Annotated in this window: 15 protein-coding genes; 8 read left to right on the top strand and 7 right to left on the bottom strand. The window is 66.1% G+C overall.

Annotated features, from left to right (window positions below; genetic code table 11):
- Positions 1-57 precede the first annotated feature (57 nt).
- Complete coding sequence (locus Q0U08_RS04180) at positions 58-630, bottom strand: YqgE/AlgH family protein (protein WP_298089938.1); 573 nt, start codon at positions 628-630, stop codon at positions 58-60.
- A gap of 102 nt (positions 631-732) precedes the next feature.
- Between Q0U08_RS04180 and Q0U08_RS04175 the strand changes: the two genes are divergently transcribed.
- The 4 genes from Q0U08_RS04175 to Q0U08_RS04160 all read left to right on the top strand — a co-directional run bounded on the left by Q0U08_RS04175 (position 733) and on the right by Q0U08_RS04160 (position 3,608).
- Positions 733-1,212, top strand: a complete 480-nt coding sequence (locus tag Q0U08_RS04175; protein WP_112382660.1) for a peroxiredoxin — start codon at positions 733-735, stop codon at positions 1,210-1,212.
- Positions 1,213-1,308: 96 nt separating this feature from the next.
- Complete coding sequence (locus Q0U08_RS04170; RefSeq protein ID WP_298089922.1) at positions 1,309-1,563, top strand: hypothetical protein; 255 nt, start codon at positions 1,309-1,311, stop codon at positions 1,561-1,563.
- 113 nt (positions 1,564-1,676) lie between these two features.
- On the top strand, positions 1,677-3,113 hold the full coding sequence (locus tag Q0U08_RS04165; protein WP_298089920.1) for an AMP nucleosidase: 1,437 nt from the start codon (positions 1,677-1,679) through the stop codon (positions 3,111-3,113).
- Between the two features lie 57 nt (positions 3,114-3,170).
- Positions 3,171-3,608, top strand: a complete 438-nt coding sequence (locus Q0U08_RS04160) for a hypothetical protein (RefSeq protein ID WP_298089918.1) — start codon at positions 3,171-3,173, stop codon at positions 3,606-3,608.
- Between the two features lie 42 nt (positions 3,609-3,650).
- Here Q0U08_RS04160 and Q0U08_RS04155 read toward each other — a convergent pair whose 3' ends face one another.
- From Q0U08_RS04155 to Q0U08_RS04145, 3 genes are all read right to left on the bottom strand, one after another.
- Complete coding sequence (locus Q0U08_RS04155) at positions 3,651-5,477, bottom strand: M2 family metallopeptidase (protein ID WP_298089917.1); 1,827 nt, start codon at positions 5,475-5,477, stop codon at positions 3,651-3,653.
- Between the two features lie 109 nt (positions 5,478-5,586).
- On the bottom strand, positions 5,587-6,342 hold the full coding sequence (locus Q0U08_RS04150; RefSeq protein WP_298089915.1) for an alpha/beta fold hydrolase: 756 nt from the start codon (positions 6,340-6,342) through the stop codon (positions 5,587-5,589).
- Complete coding sequence (locus Q0U08_RS04145) at positions 6,323-6,772, bottom strand: GFA family protein (protein ID WP_298089914.1); 450 nt, start codon at positions 6,770-6,772, stop codon at positions 6,323-6,325. Before Q0U08_RS04145 ends, Q0U08_RS04150 begins: the two co-directional genes overlap by 20 nt.
- A 151-nt stretch (positions 6,773-6,923) precedes the next feature.
- Here Q0U08_RS04145 and Q0U08_RS04140 point away from each other — a divergent pair, with 151 nt between their 5' ends.
- Positions 6,924-7,553 (top strand): YitT family protein, encoded by a 630-nt coding sequence (locus Q0U08_RS04140; protein ID WP_298089913.1) that lies wholly within the window; start codon positions 6,924-6,926, stop codon positions 7,551-7,553.
- Between the two features lie 167 nt (positions 7,554-7,720).
- On the opposite strand, the gene Q0U08_RS04135 is transcribed toward Q0U08_RS04140, so the two are convergent.
- Positions 7,721-8,749, bottom strand: coding sequence for an aspartate-semialdehyde dehydrogenase (locus Q0U08_RS04135; protein ID WP_298089912.1), 1,029 nt, complete (start codon positions 8,747-8,749; stop codon positions 7,721-7,723).
- Between the two features lie 85 nt (positions 8,750-8,834).
- On the bottom strand, positions 8,835-11,042 hold the full coding sequence (locus Q0U08_RS04130) for a DPP IV N-terminal domain-containing protein (protein ID WP_298089936.1): 2,208 nt from the start codon (positions 11,040-11,042) through the stop codon (positions 8,835-8,837).
- A 265-nt stretch (positions 11,043-11,307) separates the two neighbouring features.
- Between Q0U08_RS04130 and Q0U08_RS04125 the strand changes: the two genes are divergently transcribed.
- The 3 genes from Q0U08_RS04125 (at position 11,308) to Q0U08_RS04115 (ending at position 12,937) form a co-directional block, all read left to right on the top strand.
- On the top strand, positions 11,308-11,943 hold the full coding sequence (locus tag Q0U08_RS04125; RefSeq protein WP_298089911.1) for a hypothetical protein: 636 nt from the start codon (positions 11,308-11,310) through the stop codon (positions 11,941-11,943).
- A gap of 96 nt (positions 11,944-12,039) precedes the next feature.
- Positions 12,040-12,579, top strand: a complete 540-nt coding sequence (locus tag Q0U08_RS04120; RefSeq protein ID WP_298089935.1) for a CHAP domain-containing protein — start codon at positions 12,040-12,042, stop codon at positions 12,577-12,579.
- Between the two features lie 64 nt (positions 12,580-12,643).
- Positions 12,644-12,937, top strand: coding sequence for a hypothetical protein (locus tag Q0U08_RS04115; protein WP_298089909.1), 294 nt, complete (start codon positions 12,644-12,646; stop codon positions 12,935-12,937).
- Positions 12,938-12,944: 7 nt separating this feature from the next.
- On the opposite strand, the gene Q0U08_RS04110 is transcribed toward Q0U08_RS04115, so the two are convergent.
- Positions 12,945-13,563: anhydro-N-acetylmuramic acid kinase (locus Q0U08_RS04110; protein ID WP_298089908.1), on the bottom strand; the 619-nt coding region annotated here is incomplete at its 5' end.

Genomic DNA, 13,563 nt, shown 5'->3' with positions numbered 1-13,563 from the left:
GATCAAACATAAAGATATCTTTATATGTCGATCCGCATGTCCCGATGCACGAGGAAGTCAGGCGGTCCCCCCTCCGATCACCAGCAATCGCGGATCGACGCCGGCGGCGGCGAAGGCACGCGTCCAGCGCTCCTCGGTGGGTGTATCGAACAGCAGCGATGGCTCGCCCGCGACGTTGAACCAGCCCGGCCGCGCCAATTCGCCGTCCAGTTGCCCGCCCTCCCAGCCGGCATAGCCGAGCGCCACCACCCAGCGTTCCGGCCCCGTGCCCTCGGCGATCGCCCGCAGCACATCGACGGTGCCTGACAGCGCCCAGCGATCGGCGACGTTGATCGTGTCCTGCCCACGCCATTCCAGCGAATGGACGACAAAGCCGCGGCGCGGCTCCACGGGTCCACCGAAGTGAACCGGGGCATTGGGCGCGGCGCCATGCGCGATCTGGAACTGGTCGAGCAGGTCGTGCAGGCTCAGCCCCTCGATCGTCGCGCCCAGGCCGATGCCCAGCGCACCATGTTTGTCATGGCCGCACATCGCGATCACCGCGCGCTCGAACCGGGGGTCGCCCATGCCGGGCATGGCCAGCAGAAACTGGCCGGACAGAAAGGTCGCTTCGTTCACGCCGGTCAACATAGGCAGCATGCCGCGCGCTCGCCACGCTTGAAATCAAGGTTCGATCGAACGCATGACCGTCCATGCGCCGCACGCTCTCCGTTTCGCGGCCGGGAGACCATGATGACGATCACCATCGGCGAACGCCTGCCCTCCGCCACGCTGGTCAAGGTGACGAGCGACGGCCCCGACCAGGTGGATGCCGCCAGCTATTTCGCCGGCCGCCGCGTGGCGCTGTTCGCGGTGCCGGGCGCCTTCACCCCCACCTGTTCCGCACAGCATCTGCCCGGCTTCGTCGCCCAGGCGGAGGCGCTGAAGGCCCGAGGTGTGGACGAAGTGGCCTGCACCGCGGTCAACGATGCCTTCGTGCTACGCGCCTGGAGCAAGGCAAGCGGTGCGGACGGCGTGACGATGCTGGCCGACGGCAATGGTGATTTCGCCCGTGCGCTGGGCCTGACGATGGACGGATCGAAGTTCGGCATGGGGACGCGCAGCCGGCGCTACGCCATGCTGGTGAACGACGGGGTGGTCGAACATCTGTTCGTCGAACAGCCCGGCGAGTTCAAGGTGAGTTCGGCCGAGCATCTGCTGTCCGTGCTCTGATCCGCTCATCCTGTCCGGGTGGATCGGACCGCTTACGGAACGGTCTGCCCCGCCGGAGCGTTTTCATTGTCGGACCGTATCGAGGGAGTCAGAACCATGACCACCAAGACTGAAACCGACGCCGAGCACAAGAAGTCGCTGACCGAGAAGGCGCAGGATGCCGCCAAGACGGCCGGCGAGAAGGTCTCTTCCGCATCCAGCGCCACCGTGCAGGCAGCCAAGGATCACCCTTATGCCGCGGCCGGGATCGCCGCCGGCGTGGCAGCGGCCGTAGCGGGTGCCGCGATCGGCGCGACAAAGCTGCGTGAAGGCGGCAGCGAGGATGACAAGACGTACAAGTCTGCCCAGTAAAGCGCGGATAACGTACCGATCCAGGGAGGGCCGCGTGCGCCCTCCCCTTGTCGTGCCGGCGATCGGCCTGCCCTGCCTTGCCTCATGGCCGCATTGGTCCTAGCTCGACGGTCATGACCCAAGCTGAAACCGTTGTCGCTGAACTGGATCGTCTCTACACCGCCTCCGTCGACCGGCTGAAGGCGGCGCTGACCGCCTATCTTGACGGTGGCACCGTCCCCGATGCTGCCGCGCGTGCCCAAGGCTGCTTCGCCTACCCCGAAATCCGCCTGTCCTTCCGCGGCGACGATGTCCGCCCCACGCCGATGCGCTCGTTCGGCCGCCTGGTCTCGCCCGGCGATTACCGGATCAGCGTCACCAAGCCCGGCCTGTTCGCCGACTATCTGAGCGAGCAGTTGACGCTGCTCATCGAGGATTATGACGTGACGGTGGAGGCGGCACCCGGACGGCAGGAAATTCCCTTTCCTTACGTCCTCGATCCCGGCCACGCGCTCAGCCTCGATCAAGTGTCCGCGGCCGAGCTCGCCCGCTATTTCCCGGCCACCGAGCTGGCCTTTATCGGCGACGAGATCGCCGACGGCCTGTGGCTCAGCATCGACGGCACCCGCCCGCTCGCGCTGTTCGATGCGCTGCGCACCGATTTCAGCCTGGCCCGGCTGCGCCACTATATGGGCACGCCGGCCGAGCATACGCAGCGGTTCGTGCTGTTCACCAATTATCACCGCTATGTCGATGAATTCGTTCGCTGGGGCGCATCGCAGCTTGGCGAGGGCAGCCGCTTCACCGCGCTGTCGGGCGCAGGCGGCATCGTCATCGAAAGCCCCGAGGATGTCGACAAGCTGGTGACCGACAGCGCGTGGCGTCGTCACCAGATGCCGGCCTATCACCTGATGGCGGAGGACGGCACCGGCATCACCCTGGTCAATATCGGTGTCGGCCCTTCCAACGCCAAGACGATCTGCGACCATCTGGCGGTGATGCGGCCCGAGGCGTGGCTGATGATCGGACACTGCGGCGGCCTGCGCCCCAGCCAGCGCATCGGCGACTATGTCCTCGCCCACGCCTATCTGCGCGACGATCACGTCCTCGATGATGTCCTCCCCCCTGAAATACCCGTGCCGGCGATCGCGGAGGTGCAGGTGGCGATGGCCAAGGCGGCGGAGATCGTGTCGGGGCAGTCGGGGGACGAGTTGAAGCGGCGTCTGAGGACCGGGACGATCGTCACCACCGACGATCGCAACTGGGAGCTGCGCTATTCCAAATCGGCGCTGCGCTTCTCGCTGTCGCGTGCGGTGGGCATCGACATGGAATCGGCGACGATCGCGGCGCAGGGATATCGCTTCCGCGTCCCCTACGGCACGCTGCTGTGCGTCTCCGACAAGCCGCTGCACGGCGAATTGAAGCTGCCCGGCCAGGCCAACCGCTTCTACGAACGCGCGATCAACGAGCATATGCGCATCGGCATCGAGGCATGCGAGCAGTTGCGGCTGGAGGGCGCCAAGCTGCACAGCCGCAAGCTGCGCGCCTTCAACGAACCGCCGTTCCGCTAAGCAACCGGCGGGAGTGTCGGGCGTTACGGCACCGAATCAATCGTTCGGAGCTTTGCCATGGCCGACACCCCCGACACGCCCAAGCCCTCGGCACCCAAATCGCCGCCGCGCCGCCGCTCGCCCTCCAAATCGAGCGCAACCGCGCCCAAGCGTTCGCGCACCGCCAAGGTGGACAAGCTCGACAAGCCGGCCAAGGCGGAGAAGAAGGCAAAGGCCCCGCCCAAGCCGCGCTCGTCCAAGCGCAGCACGCCCCGCGCCACCCCGGCGCCGGCCAAGAAGCCCGTTCAGGCCAAGCGTACCGGCATCGACAAGGTCGGCGGCAAATGGGGCATCGCCACCATCGTCGGCGGCCTCGCGACGGCGGGTGCCGCAGCGGCCGCGCTGCTGTCGTTACGCGGCAGCACACCGGCTGCCCGCGCGCATCAGGCGGACGGCACCGACTCCTCGGACTCGTTCGAGGCCGGCATCGCCGACGAGGGCACCATCCCCGAATAAGCATACCCCCTCCCGCCTGCGCAGCGGGAGGGGACCAGCGGATTACCAGCCCTGCGGCTTGCCCTTGTTCTGCTTGTCCAGCCAGGCCTTGAGCGGGGCAAAATACTGGACCAGCGCCTTGCCCGACATGGTCCGGCTGCCGGTGAAGACCTCCAGCGCATCCGGCCAGGGCTTTGACTGGCCCATCGCCAGCATCGCGTTCAGCTTCTCGCCCACCGCCTTGTTGCCGTAGAAAGAGCAGCGATGCAGCGGCCCCTTCCAGCCGGACTGCTTGCACGCCGCCTCGTAGAACTGGAACTGCAGCACCCGCGCCAGGAAGTAGCGGGTATAGGGCACCGCCGCCGGAATGTGATATTTGGCACCCGGATCGAACCTGGTCTCGTCGCGCGGGACGGGGGGCTTCACACCCTGATATTGCAGGCGCAGCGCGTCCCAGCCCGCCTGATACTGGTCCGGCTTGATCGCCCCCGAAAACACGCCCCAGCGCCATTTGTCGATCAGCAGGCCAAAGGGCAGGAACGCCACCTTGTCCATCGCCTGACGCAGCAGCAGGCCGATATCCTTGTCCGCGTTCGGCACGCGGGCGGCGTCCAGCAGGCCGATCTTCACCAGATAGTCGGGCGTGATCGACAGCGCGACGGTATCGCCGATTGCTTCATGGAAACCGTCATTGGCGCCGTTCTTGTAGAAGAAAGGCTGCTGGTTATAGGCGCGCTGGTAATAGTTATGGCCGAGTTCGTGATGGATGGTGATGAAGTCATCCGCATTCACCTTGGTGCACATCTTGATGCGGATATCGTCCACATTGTCGACGTCCCAGGCCGATGCGTGACAGATCACCTCGCGGTCGGCAGGCTTCACGATCTGCGAACGCTGCCAGAAGGTCTCGGGCAGCGGCTTGAAGCCAAGCGACGAGTAGAAAGCCTCACCCTGCTTCACCATCCGCGTCGGATCGTAGTTCTTCGCCTTCAGCAGATCGCCGATGTCATAGCCGACATCGCCGGCCCCTGCGGGCGCGACGATATCATAGATGTTGCCCCATTCCTGCGCCCACATGTTGCCCAGCAGATCGGCACGGATCGCGCCGGTCCTGGGCTGCACCGCATCGCCATATTTTTCGTTCAGCTTCCAGCGGACATAGGTGTGCAGCGCCTTGTACAGCGGCTCCACCTCGGCCCAGATCTGGTCGGTCAGCTTGGCGAACTGTTCGGGTGGCATGTCGTAGCCCGAACGCCACAGCGCGCCGACATCGGCATAGCCCAGTTCCTTGGCACCCTCGTTCGAGATCGCGCTCATCTTGGCGTAATCGGCGCGCATCGGTGCGCCGACATTGTCGTGCCAGCTTACCCACATCTCCTGCAACTTGGCCGGATCGCGCGATGTGCCCATCGCCTCCTCAATGTCCGACCCGTTGATCGGCTTGCCGTCCAGCAGCCCCTTGCCCTTGCCATAGGACGAGGACATGCGCGTGGTCAGCGTCGCCAGTTCGGTCGACTGGCCCGGCGTCGTCGGGGCCGGCAGCGTGATGCCGCCGCGCATCAGGTCCAGCTTGCGCTTGGTGTCGTAGGACAGGCCGGGCAGCGCCTGATAGCGTGCGGCGCCCAGGCCGTACCGAACCGCCATGTCGGTCATTTCCGCGCCCGACTTGGCGGCCAGCGCATCGGTATCGTCGGTGATGTAGGTGGCGTTGACCCAGGCGATGCGCTGCGCATCGACGGATTTTTCCGCGCTGGTCTTCTCGGCCTCGGCCACGAAGGCGTCGGCAGCCGCCGGCGTGGCGGGGGCCGGCGCCGGCGCACTGGTCTGGGCAAGAGCGGGAGAGACGAGCGCACAAGCGAGCGCCGCCGTCGAAATCGCGGTCCGGATCATCAGGGTTCCCATTGGTATTTTCTGTAACGATCGTGGCGTGATGGGTGCGCCCACGTCAAGCAGATCATTCCTTCTCACTCCCTCTCCCCAGAGGGGAGAGGGTACCGCTCTACAAGAACGCCGCGATCGCCTGCCCCAGTTCCGGCTTGGCGACGCAGCTCATATGGCCGCCGGGAATCTCGCTGTAGGTCGCGTTGGGCAACGCATCCGCCAGGTCCCGGGCCGAGCCATTGTCAAAATCCTCGACGCCGGCCACGACCAGCGCGGGCTGATCGAACCCGCGGATCGCCGCCAGCGGCGTGTCCACAAAGGTCTTGAGGATGCCGAGCAGAGCGACGGAATCGCCCTTCGTCGTCTTCAGGAACGCCTCTGCCAGCCATTCCGGGCTGCCACGCTCGTGCCGACCGAGATTGGTGAGGATGTTGGTGAAATGATCGACGCGGCGGTGGGTGTCGGTCAGCCCGTCCAGCCCCATGCCGGCAAAGATGATCCGGCCCGGCTGCGCGCCTGTCGCCAGCATGCGCGACACGGTGCGGGCGCCCAGCGAATAGCCACCCAGATCATAGTCGGTCAGCCCCAGATGCTCGACCAGTGCATGACCGTCGCGGGTCAGCGTATCCGGCAGATAGGCGGCATCGTCATGCGGCCGGGCGCTTTGCCCATGCGCGCGCAGATCCGGCATGATGACGCGGTAGCCCTTGGCCGCGATCGCCGCCGCATGGCCGTACCGGATCCAATTGGTGTTCGCGTCGGAGAAATATCCGTGGATCAGGACGAGGGCACGCCCTTCCCCCAGTTCATGCCACGCGATGCGCGTACCGTCGAAGCTGTCGAAATACTGGGTATCAATCGGGAAGTCGGCCAAGGCTATCCATCCATCGCTGGGTCACGCTCGCATTCTCGTCGGAGCGCATGCCCGGCAGGTGAGACGTGTCCTGCCAGGCGGGAAGGATGCTCTCGCTAGCATAGTTGCGCACCGGCTTGAACCGGGTCGGATCGTCGAAAGACCCCAAGGTCAGATCGATATTCCCCTCCCCGTCCGCAAAGGCGAAGCCGAGCGGCGTTCCGCATGTCGCGCAGAAGGGCCGCACCGCGATCGGTGAGGACCGATACCAGTCAGGCTCGGCCAGCCAGCGCAGCCGATCGCGCGCGACGTTGACGAAGGCGGTGGACGCGCCCCCGGTCGCGCGCCTGCACATCTTGCAATGGCAAAGATAGGCTTCATCGCCATCCTCGATCGTCGCTTCGTAGCGGATGCGACTGCACTGGCAGCCGCCGGTCATCGGTTCGGTCATGCTCCCCTATCTCCTGTCCGGCCTGTCTCCTGCCCGGGGCACGCCGTAGACGCGGGATGCCCCGTTGGTCTAACATGACCGATCAGCCAGCAGCCGCAAAGAGCCTGCGGCATGCCGGAGAGGGATCCTCCACCCGCGATCCGGACCCTTGATGCAAGCCGATACCGACCTTCCCCCCAGCCCGATCGGCCGGCCGCACAGCCTGCTCGAAGACGCCTATGCGCTCGCCATCGGATGCATCCTGATCATCGTCGGCCTGCTGTTCCTGCATGCCGCCGGGCTGGTGACGGGGGGCATCGCAGGCGTCGCGCTGCTGTTGTCCTATCTGGTGCCGTTGCCGGCCGGCGTGCTGTTCACGCTCATCAACATCCCCTTCTTCATCTTCGCGCACAAGGTGATGGGTGCGCGCTTCGCGGTGAAGACGGTGCTGGTCAATGTCGGCATCGCTGCCTTTTCCGCGGCAACGCGGGTGTCGGTCCATGTGATCGACGTCCACCCCGCCTTTGCCAGCGTGGTCGGCGGCACGGTGATCGGCATGGGCATCCTGGCGCTCGCCCGGCACCAGGCCGGCGTCGGCGGCACCGGGGTAGTGACCCTGTGGCTCCAGCGCAGCCGCGGCTGGAACGCCGGCCACACGCAGATCGCGCTCGACGTGCTGATCCTGGCGCTGGCGGTGCCGGTGGTGACCGGCGCGCAACTGGCCTGGTCCGCGCTCAGCGCCGCCTCGATCAGCCTGATCCTGATCGCCTGGCACCGGCCGGGCCGGTATATCGGGCATTGACCTTCAACGCCCTCTCCCCTGCGGGGAGAGGGAAGGGGCCCACTGCCGAAGGCAGTGGGAAGGGTGAGAGGCAGACCAGCAATGCTGCGCTGCTTGGCACCCCCTCACCCTCCCACCGCTGACGCGACGGGTCCCTCTCCCCCCAGAGGGGAGAGGGAAATAAGCGATCAATCCGCCTTCTTCAGATGCCGCCGGCCGAGCAGTTCGGCGATCTGCACCGCGTTCAGCGCGGCACCTTTACGCAGATTGTCCGACACGCACCACAGCGACAAACCATTGTCGACGGTCGAGTCCTCACGCACGCGGCTGATGAACGTCGCGTAATCGCCGACGCACTCGACCGGCGTGACGTAGCCGCCATCCTCGCGCTTATCGACCAGCATCACGCCCGGCGCTTCACGCAGGATGCTCTGCGCTTCCTCGGCCGAGATCTCGTTCTCGAACTCGATGTTCAGCGCCTCGGAATGGCCGACGAACACGGGCACGCGCACGCAGGTCGCGGTCACCTTCACCTTGGGGTCGAGGATCTTCTTGGTCTCGGCCACCATCTTCCATTCTTCCTTGGTGGTACCGTCCTCCAGGAAGCTGTCGATGTGCGGGATCACGTTGAACGCGATCTGCTTGGTGAACTTCACCGGTGTGGCCGGATCGCCGACGAAGATGTTGCGGCTCTGCTCGAACAGCTCGTCCATGCCCTGCTTGCCCGCGCCCGATACCGACTGATAGGTCGCGACGACGACGCGCTTGACCGTCGCCCTGTCGTGCAGCGGCTTCAGCGCGACCACCATCTGCGCGGTCGAGCAGTTGGGGTTGGCGATGATGTTGCGCGCCTTGTACCCGTCGATCGCATCCGGGTTCACCTCCGGCACGATCAGCGGCACGTCCGGATCCATGCGGTACAGTGATGAATTGTCGATCACCACGCAGCCCGCGGCGGCGAACTTGGGTGCATAGACCTTGGTCGCCTCCGACCCGATCGCGAACAGCGCGATATCCCAGCCGGTGGGATCGAAATGCTCGATATTCTTGACAGTCAGTTGCTTGCCCGTCTCGCCATATTCGATCTGATCGCCCTGGCTGCGCGACGAGGCGAGCACCGCGATCTCGTCGATCGGGAATTCGCGCTCGGCGAGGATGTTGATCATCTCGCGCCCGACATTGCCCGTGGCCCCTGCGACCACCACCCGGTAACCCATCACATACTCCTAGACCAATGCCGCGAGCCCGTAGCCTCTGGGCTCGCGACACGAAACCCCAATAATCCTTGTCAGACGGGCAATTTTATTTCGCCGGTTTCTGCTTCACCTCGCGGTCGAGGAAATTCAGGATCGTGGTCCACAGATGCTGCGACACGCCGGGTCCGCCGACGCGGTGCGTCTGGCCGGGGTAGAACATCATCTCGAACGGCGTATCGGTCTTCTGCATCTCGGTGGCGAACACGGTCGCATTGTCGAGGAAGACATTGTCGTCCGCCATACCATGGATCAGCAGCAGCGGATCCTTGATCTTCGCCGCCTCGCTCACCGCTTGCGAGACCGCATAGCTTTGCGGATCGGTACGCGGATCGCCCAGATAGCGTTCGGTATAATGGGTGTCGTACAGTTGCCAGTCCGTCACCGGCGCGCCGGAGACCGCCGCCGCATACACGCCCGGCGTCTTTTCCAGCATCTTGATCGACATATAGCCGCCGTACGACCAGCCATAGGTGGCGATCTTGTCCGCATCGACGAAGGGCAGCGTCTTCAGATACTCGGCGCCGGTCAACTGGTCCTCGACCTCCACCGTGCCCATCGCGTGGTAGATCTGGTCCTCGAACGCCTTGCCGCGATTGTACGAGCCGCGATTGTCGATCTGGAAGAAGATATAGCCCTGGTCGACCAGGAACTGCGGCAACGCCCCCTGCCAGCCGCGCGTCACCTGCTGCCCGGTGCCGGGTCCGCCATAATGCTGGAAGAACACGGGATATTTCTTGCCCGGCTCCAGCGGCGGCGTGATCATCTCCCAATAGAGCGTCGATCCGTCCTTGGCCTTCAGCGTGCCGAACTTCGTTTCCTGATGGCTCGCCAGATAGGGCGCATAGGGGTGCGACCCCGCCACCGCATTCTCGTTGATCCATTCCAGCCGCTTGCCGGTCGTATCCGCGAGGTACACCTGGGTCGGCTGCTTCGGGCCGGAGCGCGAGACGATGAAGCGGCTGGCGCTGTCATCCATCGACGCGGAATTGGTGTAGCCACGCTCGGTCAGCCGGGTGGCGGTGCCGGGCTTGTTCAGATCCAGCGCATAGAGATGCTGCTCCAGCACATCGTCCTTGGTGCCGGTGAAATAGAGCCTCCCCTTGCCCTCATCGACGCCGACCAGCCCGGTGACCACCCAGTCGCCCTTGGTCAACTGCGTCCACTTGCCGCCCTTGTAACGGTAGAGGTGCCCGAAGCCGGTCCGCTCCGATCGCCAGATCAGGCTGCCGTCCTTCATTACGTGATACGCGTCGGACAGGTTCAGCCAGCTCCGCTCCCCCGATTTCTCCGTGAACAGCACGGTCGACTTGCCCGTGGCAGGGTCGACGCGCAGCATGTCGAGCGTCTTCTGGTCGCGGCTTTCGCGCTGGACCAGCAGCGCCGAGCCATCGGGCAGCCAGTCGACGCGGGCCAGATAGATGTCCGGGTTGCTGCCCAGATCGACCTTCACCTTGCCCGACCCGTCGGGGCGCATCACGTACAGGTCGACCAGCGCGTTGGGCGTGCCGGCGCCGGGATAGCGCTGCTCATACACCTTGGTCCCCGTCGCGCCGATCGCCGCGCGCACCGCGACCTGCACCGGCGCCTCGTCGAACCGCTCGACCGCGACGTAACGCTCGTCCGGGCTCCACCAATAGCCGGTGAAGCGGTGCATTTCCTCCTGCGCGACGAACTCGGCCTCGCCGAAATGGACGGTGCCCTTGCCCTCGGTGGTCAGCGGCTGCGCCTCGCCGCCGCTGAGCGGCACCGCCCACAGATTCTGGTCGCGCACGAAGCTGACATAGCCGCCCTTGGGGCTGACCACCGGGTTCAGCTCGCCACCGGCCGTGTTGGTCAGGCGACGGACCTGCCCGTCCAGCGTGGCGAGATACAGGTCGCCGTCCAGCGGCACCAGGATCGTCTTGCCGTCGGGCGCCCAGTCATAGGTGACGACGCCTTTGGACCCGCCGATGCGCGCGCGCTCGCGCTGCATCTTTTCGGCCTCGGACAATTCGGCGCCGGAGCCGACCGCCTTGGAATCGACCAGCATCCGCTCCGCGCCGGTCCGGGTGTCGCGCGCCCACAGGTCAAGCCGCTCGCGATCGTCGGCGCGCGGGCGCAGAAAGGTCAGCAGCGTGCCATCGGGTGACAGGCGCAGCCCGCGGGGCTGCGATCCGGACAGGTCGGGGCTGCCGAACACGCGGTCCAGCGTCAGTTCGCCCTGCTTGGCCGGCACGATCGCACTGCGATCCGCGGCCTGTGCGTGCTCACTCATCATCGCCGCCGTTCCCACCGAAGCCAAAGCCAATCCCAGCACCCATGCGCGCATCCCGTAATTTCCCCGAACGGATCGTAGCTGCCGACACCGGTCGGCCCATGGCGGCGGGTTATCGCGGCGACGGTGGCCCGCGTAAAGCCGTAACATCCGCCACCATCCTGCCCGCGCCCCGACCCATATCGCTAACTGTCTGTTAACGATCATCTTGTACCGGTCGGGCTTTGCACCCCGGCGCTGCGCCGGTTTCCTGAAGGGCCGCCGCATGGCACTTTCCTCGGCACCCGGGCACGGCAACCCCGGCGACTTCGACGCGATGGCGAGCGTCGACGGCATCGCGGCACATCCGCACTGGGATCGCCTGCTCGCTCCCCATGCACCGCTGCGTGATCTTGCCGACGCCGTACACGCCGTCACGGCCATCCATGGCAACCATCCCGGGATGATCGAATGTGCGCTCGCGCGCGGGGCGGAGGTCGATACCCTGCCCTGGCTGATCGACGCCGCCGCCGGCTTCGCGGTGGAGCGCGCCTATCTCGCGCAGCTCACCGCCGCCGCCGGCCCACTCCCCTCCACCCCCGGCCAGGCGGAAACCGCCACCGCGCTGGCACAGCAGCGCCACACGCTGGAGGCCCTGGCCAATTCCGACCGGATCGGGTCCGCCACCGGCGCAGTCGGAGCCTTGCTTGCCGACTGGCGCGCGCTGCGTCATGTCCTGGATGCCGCCGCCGCCCGTTTCGGGGTGGAGGTGGTGGTGCCGATCCTGCCGCCCGCCAACCCGCCCGTGCCGGCGGCGGCGCTGGCGCTTCGCGCGCGCAGCTTCGGCGCCAACCAGTTGTTCGCGCAGCATCGCGGCCTGTGGGGCCTGCTGGAAGCACGCGCCAGCGCCCGGCGCGGCTGATCCACGGGCCCGATCGCGGCGGGACGTTCTGGTAACCGGATCGGTAACCAGAATGGGCAACATCCGGTTGATGGAGATGGCGCTATCGTGCTGTCCATGAAGGGAGTTCCCGGATTCGGCCTGATCATATCGATCCTGTTCGCGGCGCCCGCGGCGGGGCGCTCGCTGCTCGACTATGTCGGCCAGTGCGTCCCCTTCGCCCGTGAAGCGTCGGGCATCCGCATCTATGGCGATGCCTGGACCTGGTGGAAGCAGGCGGACGGCGTGTACAAGCGCGGGCATGCGCCCAAGGTCGGCGCGGTGATCGTCTTCGAGAAGACCTCGCGCCTCCCGCTCGGCCATGTCGCGGTGGTCAGCCGCATCGTCGAGGACCGGGTGGTGATGCTCACTCATGCCAACTGGTCGCGCCAGAATGGAGAGCGTGGCCATGCGGAACAGGACGTCACCCTGTTCGACGTATCGCGCGACAACGACTGGTCGGACGTCAAGGTCTGGTATCGCGACTCCGAAGGGCTCGGCGGCACCACCTATCCCGTCTACGGCTTCATCTACGGCAAGGGCGACACCGCCTCCGAACTCACCGGCAAGAACCCCGATGACGTCGGTGCCCTGATCGACGCCTACGTCGCGCGCTGAGGCGGCGGCTTTCCTGGCCGACACCGTCGTGATACCTTCCCGCCATTATCCCGGGAGATCATCGATGCGTGGTTCAGCTCTGCTTGCCTTGCTGTTTCTCACAACCGCCGCGAATGCGCAGGAACGCCCTGCCTCCCCGCCGCCGACCTGTGCCCCGCACGCGGACAAGGCCGCCGGCGCCAAAACCGCAGGCGTCAGCAAACTTGGCGACCTGCCCGATGCGGTCGAACTCCGCACCGTATGGCGGATGGTCGATGGTTGTCCCAAGCCAGTCGTGCTGCGCGATGGCGTCGGCGGCAACCCCCGTGCGGCAAAGCCCCCCGTGAACGGCGAAGTCGGCATTCATCACAGCCGTTAGCCGTTGCTCACGGCTCCGGCGCACTCACCACCCCGCCCGGCATCGGCAGCGCGGCGCCCGTCGTCCCCGGAAAGCTGATCGGCAAGCCTTTGAGCGTGCGCACCGCCATATAGGCAAAGCCTTCGGCCTCCATCGCATCGCCGTTCCAGCCAAGTGCATCGCTCGGCTCGGGCACGATCCCCGTCGCCCCGGCGATCATCCGCAGCATCGTCGGATTATGTCGCCCGCCGCCCGCGACCAGCAACCGCGTCGGCCGGCTGGGCAGATGCTCCAGCGCCCGCGCCACCGTGGCGGCGGTGAACGCGGTCAACGTCGCGGCCCCGTCCGCCGCGGAGAGACCGCGCACGGCCTGAATGGTGAAGTCGTTGCGGTCGAGCGACTTGGGCGGCGCTGCATCGAACCATGGATTGTCGAGCAGCGTGTCCAGCACCGTCGCCTCCACCCGCCCGCTCGCCGCCAGCGCCCCGTCCGCATCGAAGCGCGCGCCCGTCTCCGCCTCCACCCAGCTATCGATCAGGCCGTTGGCAGGCCCCGTGTCGAACGCGACCAGCCCGCCCTCCGGCCCTACCCAGGTGATGTTCCCCACCCTGCCCAGGTTCAGCACCGCGACCGGCAGATCCAGCCCG

Origin of the sequence: uncultured Sphingomonas sp. (genome assembly GCF_946477935.1) — a bacterium.
Taxonomy (GTDB): Bacteria; Pseudomonadota; Alphaproteobacteria; order Sphingomonadales; family Sphingomonadaceae; genus Sphingomonas.
This window is presented reverse-complemented; position numbering and strand designations above follow the sequence as displayed.

Coding starts and splice junctions, on each gene's coding strand:
- Q0U08_RS04120 (WP_298089935.1), top strand. CDS start 12,040: ATGAAGGGAGTTCCCGGATTCGGCCTGATCATATCGATCCTGTTCGCG.
- Q0U08_RS04115 (WP_298089909.1), top strand. CDS start 12,644: ATGCGTGGTTCAGCTCTGCTTGCCTTGCTGTTTCTCACAACCGCCGCG.
- Q0U08_RS04130 (WP_298089936.1), bottom strand. CDS start 11,042: ATGAGTGAGCACGCACAGGCCGCGGATCGCAGTGCGATCGTGCCGGCC.
- Q0U08_RS04135 (WP_298089912.1), bottom strand. CDS start 8,749: ATGGGTTACCGGGTGGTGGTCGCAGGGGCCACGGGCAATGTCGGGCGC.
- Q0U08_RS04145 (WP_298089914.1), bottom strand. CDS start 6,772: ATGACCGAACCGATGACCGGCGGCTGCCAGTGCAGTCGCATCCGCTAC.
- Q0U08_RS04165 (WP_298089920.1), top strand. CDS start 1,677: ATGACCCAAGCTGAAACCGTTGTCGCTGAACTGGATCGTCTCTACACC.
- Q0U08_RS04170 (WP_298089922.1), top strand. CDS start 1,309: ATGACCACCAAGACTGAAACCGACGCCGAGCACAAGAAGTCGCTGACC.
- Q0U08_RS04175 (WP_112382660.1), top strand. CDS start 733: ATGACGATCACCATCGGCGAACGCCTGCCCTCCGCCACGCTGGTCAAG.
- Q0U08_RS04140 (WP_298089913.1), top strand. CDS start 6,924: ATGCAAGCCGATACCGACCTTCCCCCCAGCCCGATCGGCCGGCCGCAC.
- Q0U08_RS04155 (WP_298089917.1), bottom strand. CDS start 5,477: ATGATCCGGACCGCGATTTCGACGGCGGCGCTCGCTTGTGCGCTCGTC.
- Q0U08_RS04180 (WP_298089938.1), bottom strand. CDS start 630: ATGTTGACCGGCGTGAACGAAGCGACCTTTCTGTCCGGCCAGTTTCTG.
- Q0U08_RS04160 (WP_298089918.1), top strand. CDS start 3,171: ATGGCCGACACCCCCGACACGCCCAAGCCCTCGGCACCCAAATCGCCG.
- Q0U08_RS04125 (WP_298089911.1), top strand. CDS start 11,308: ATGGCACTTTCCTCGGCACCCGGGCACGGCAACCCCGGCGACTTCGAC.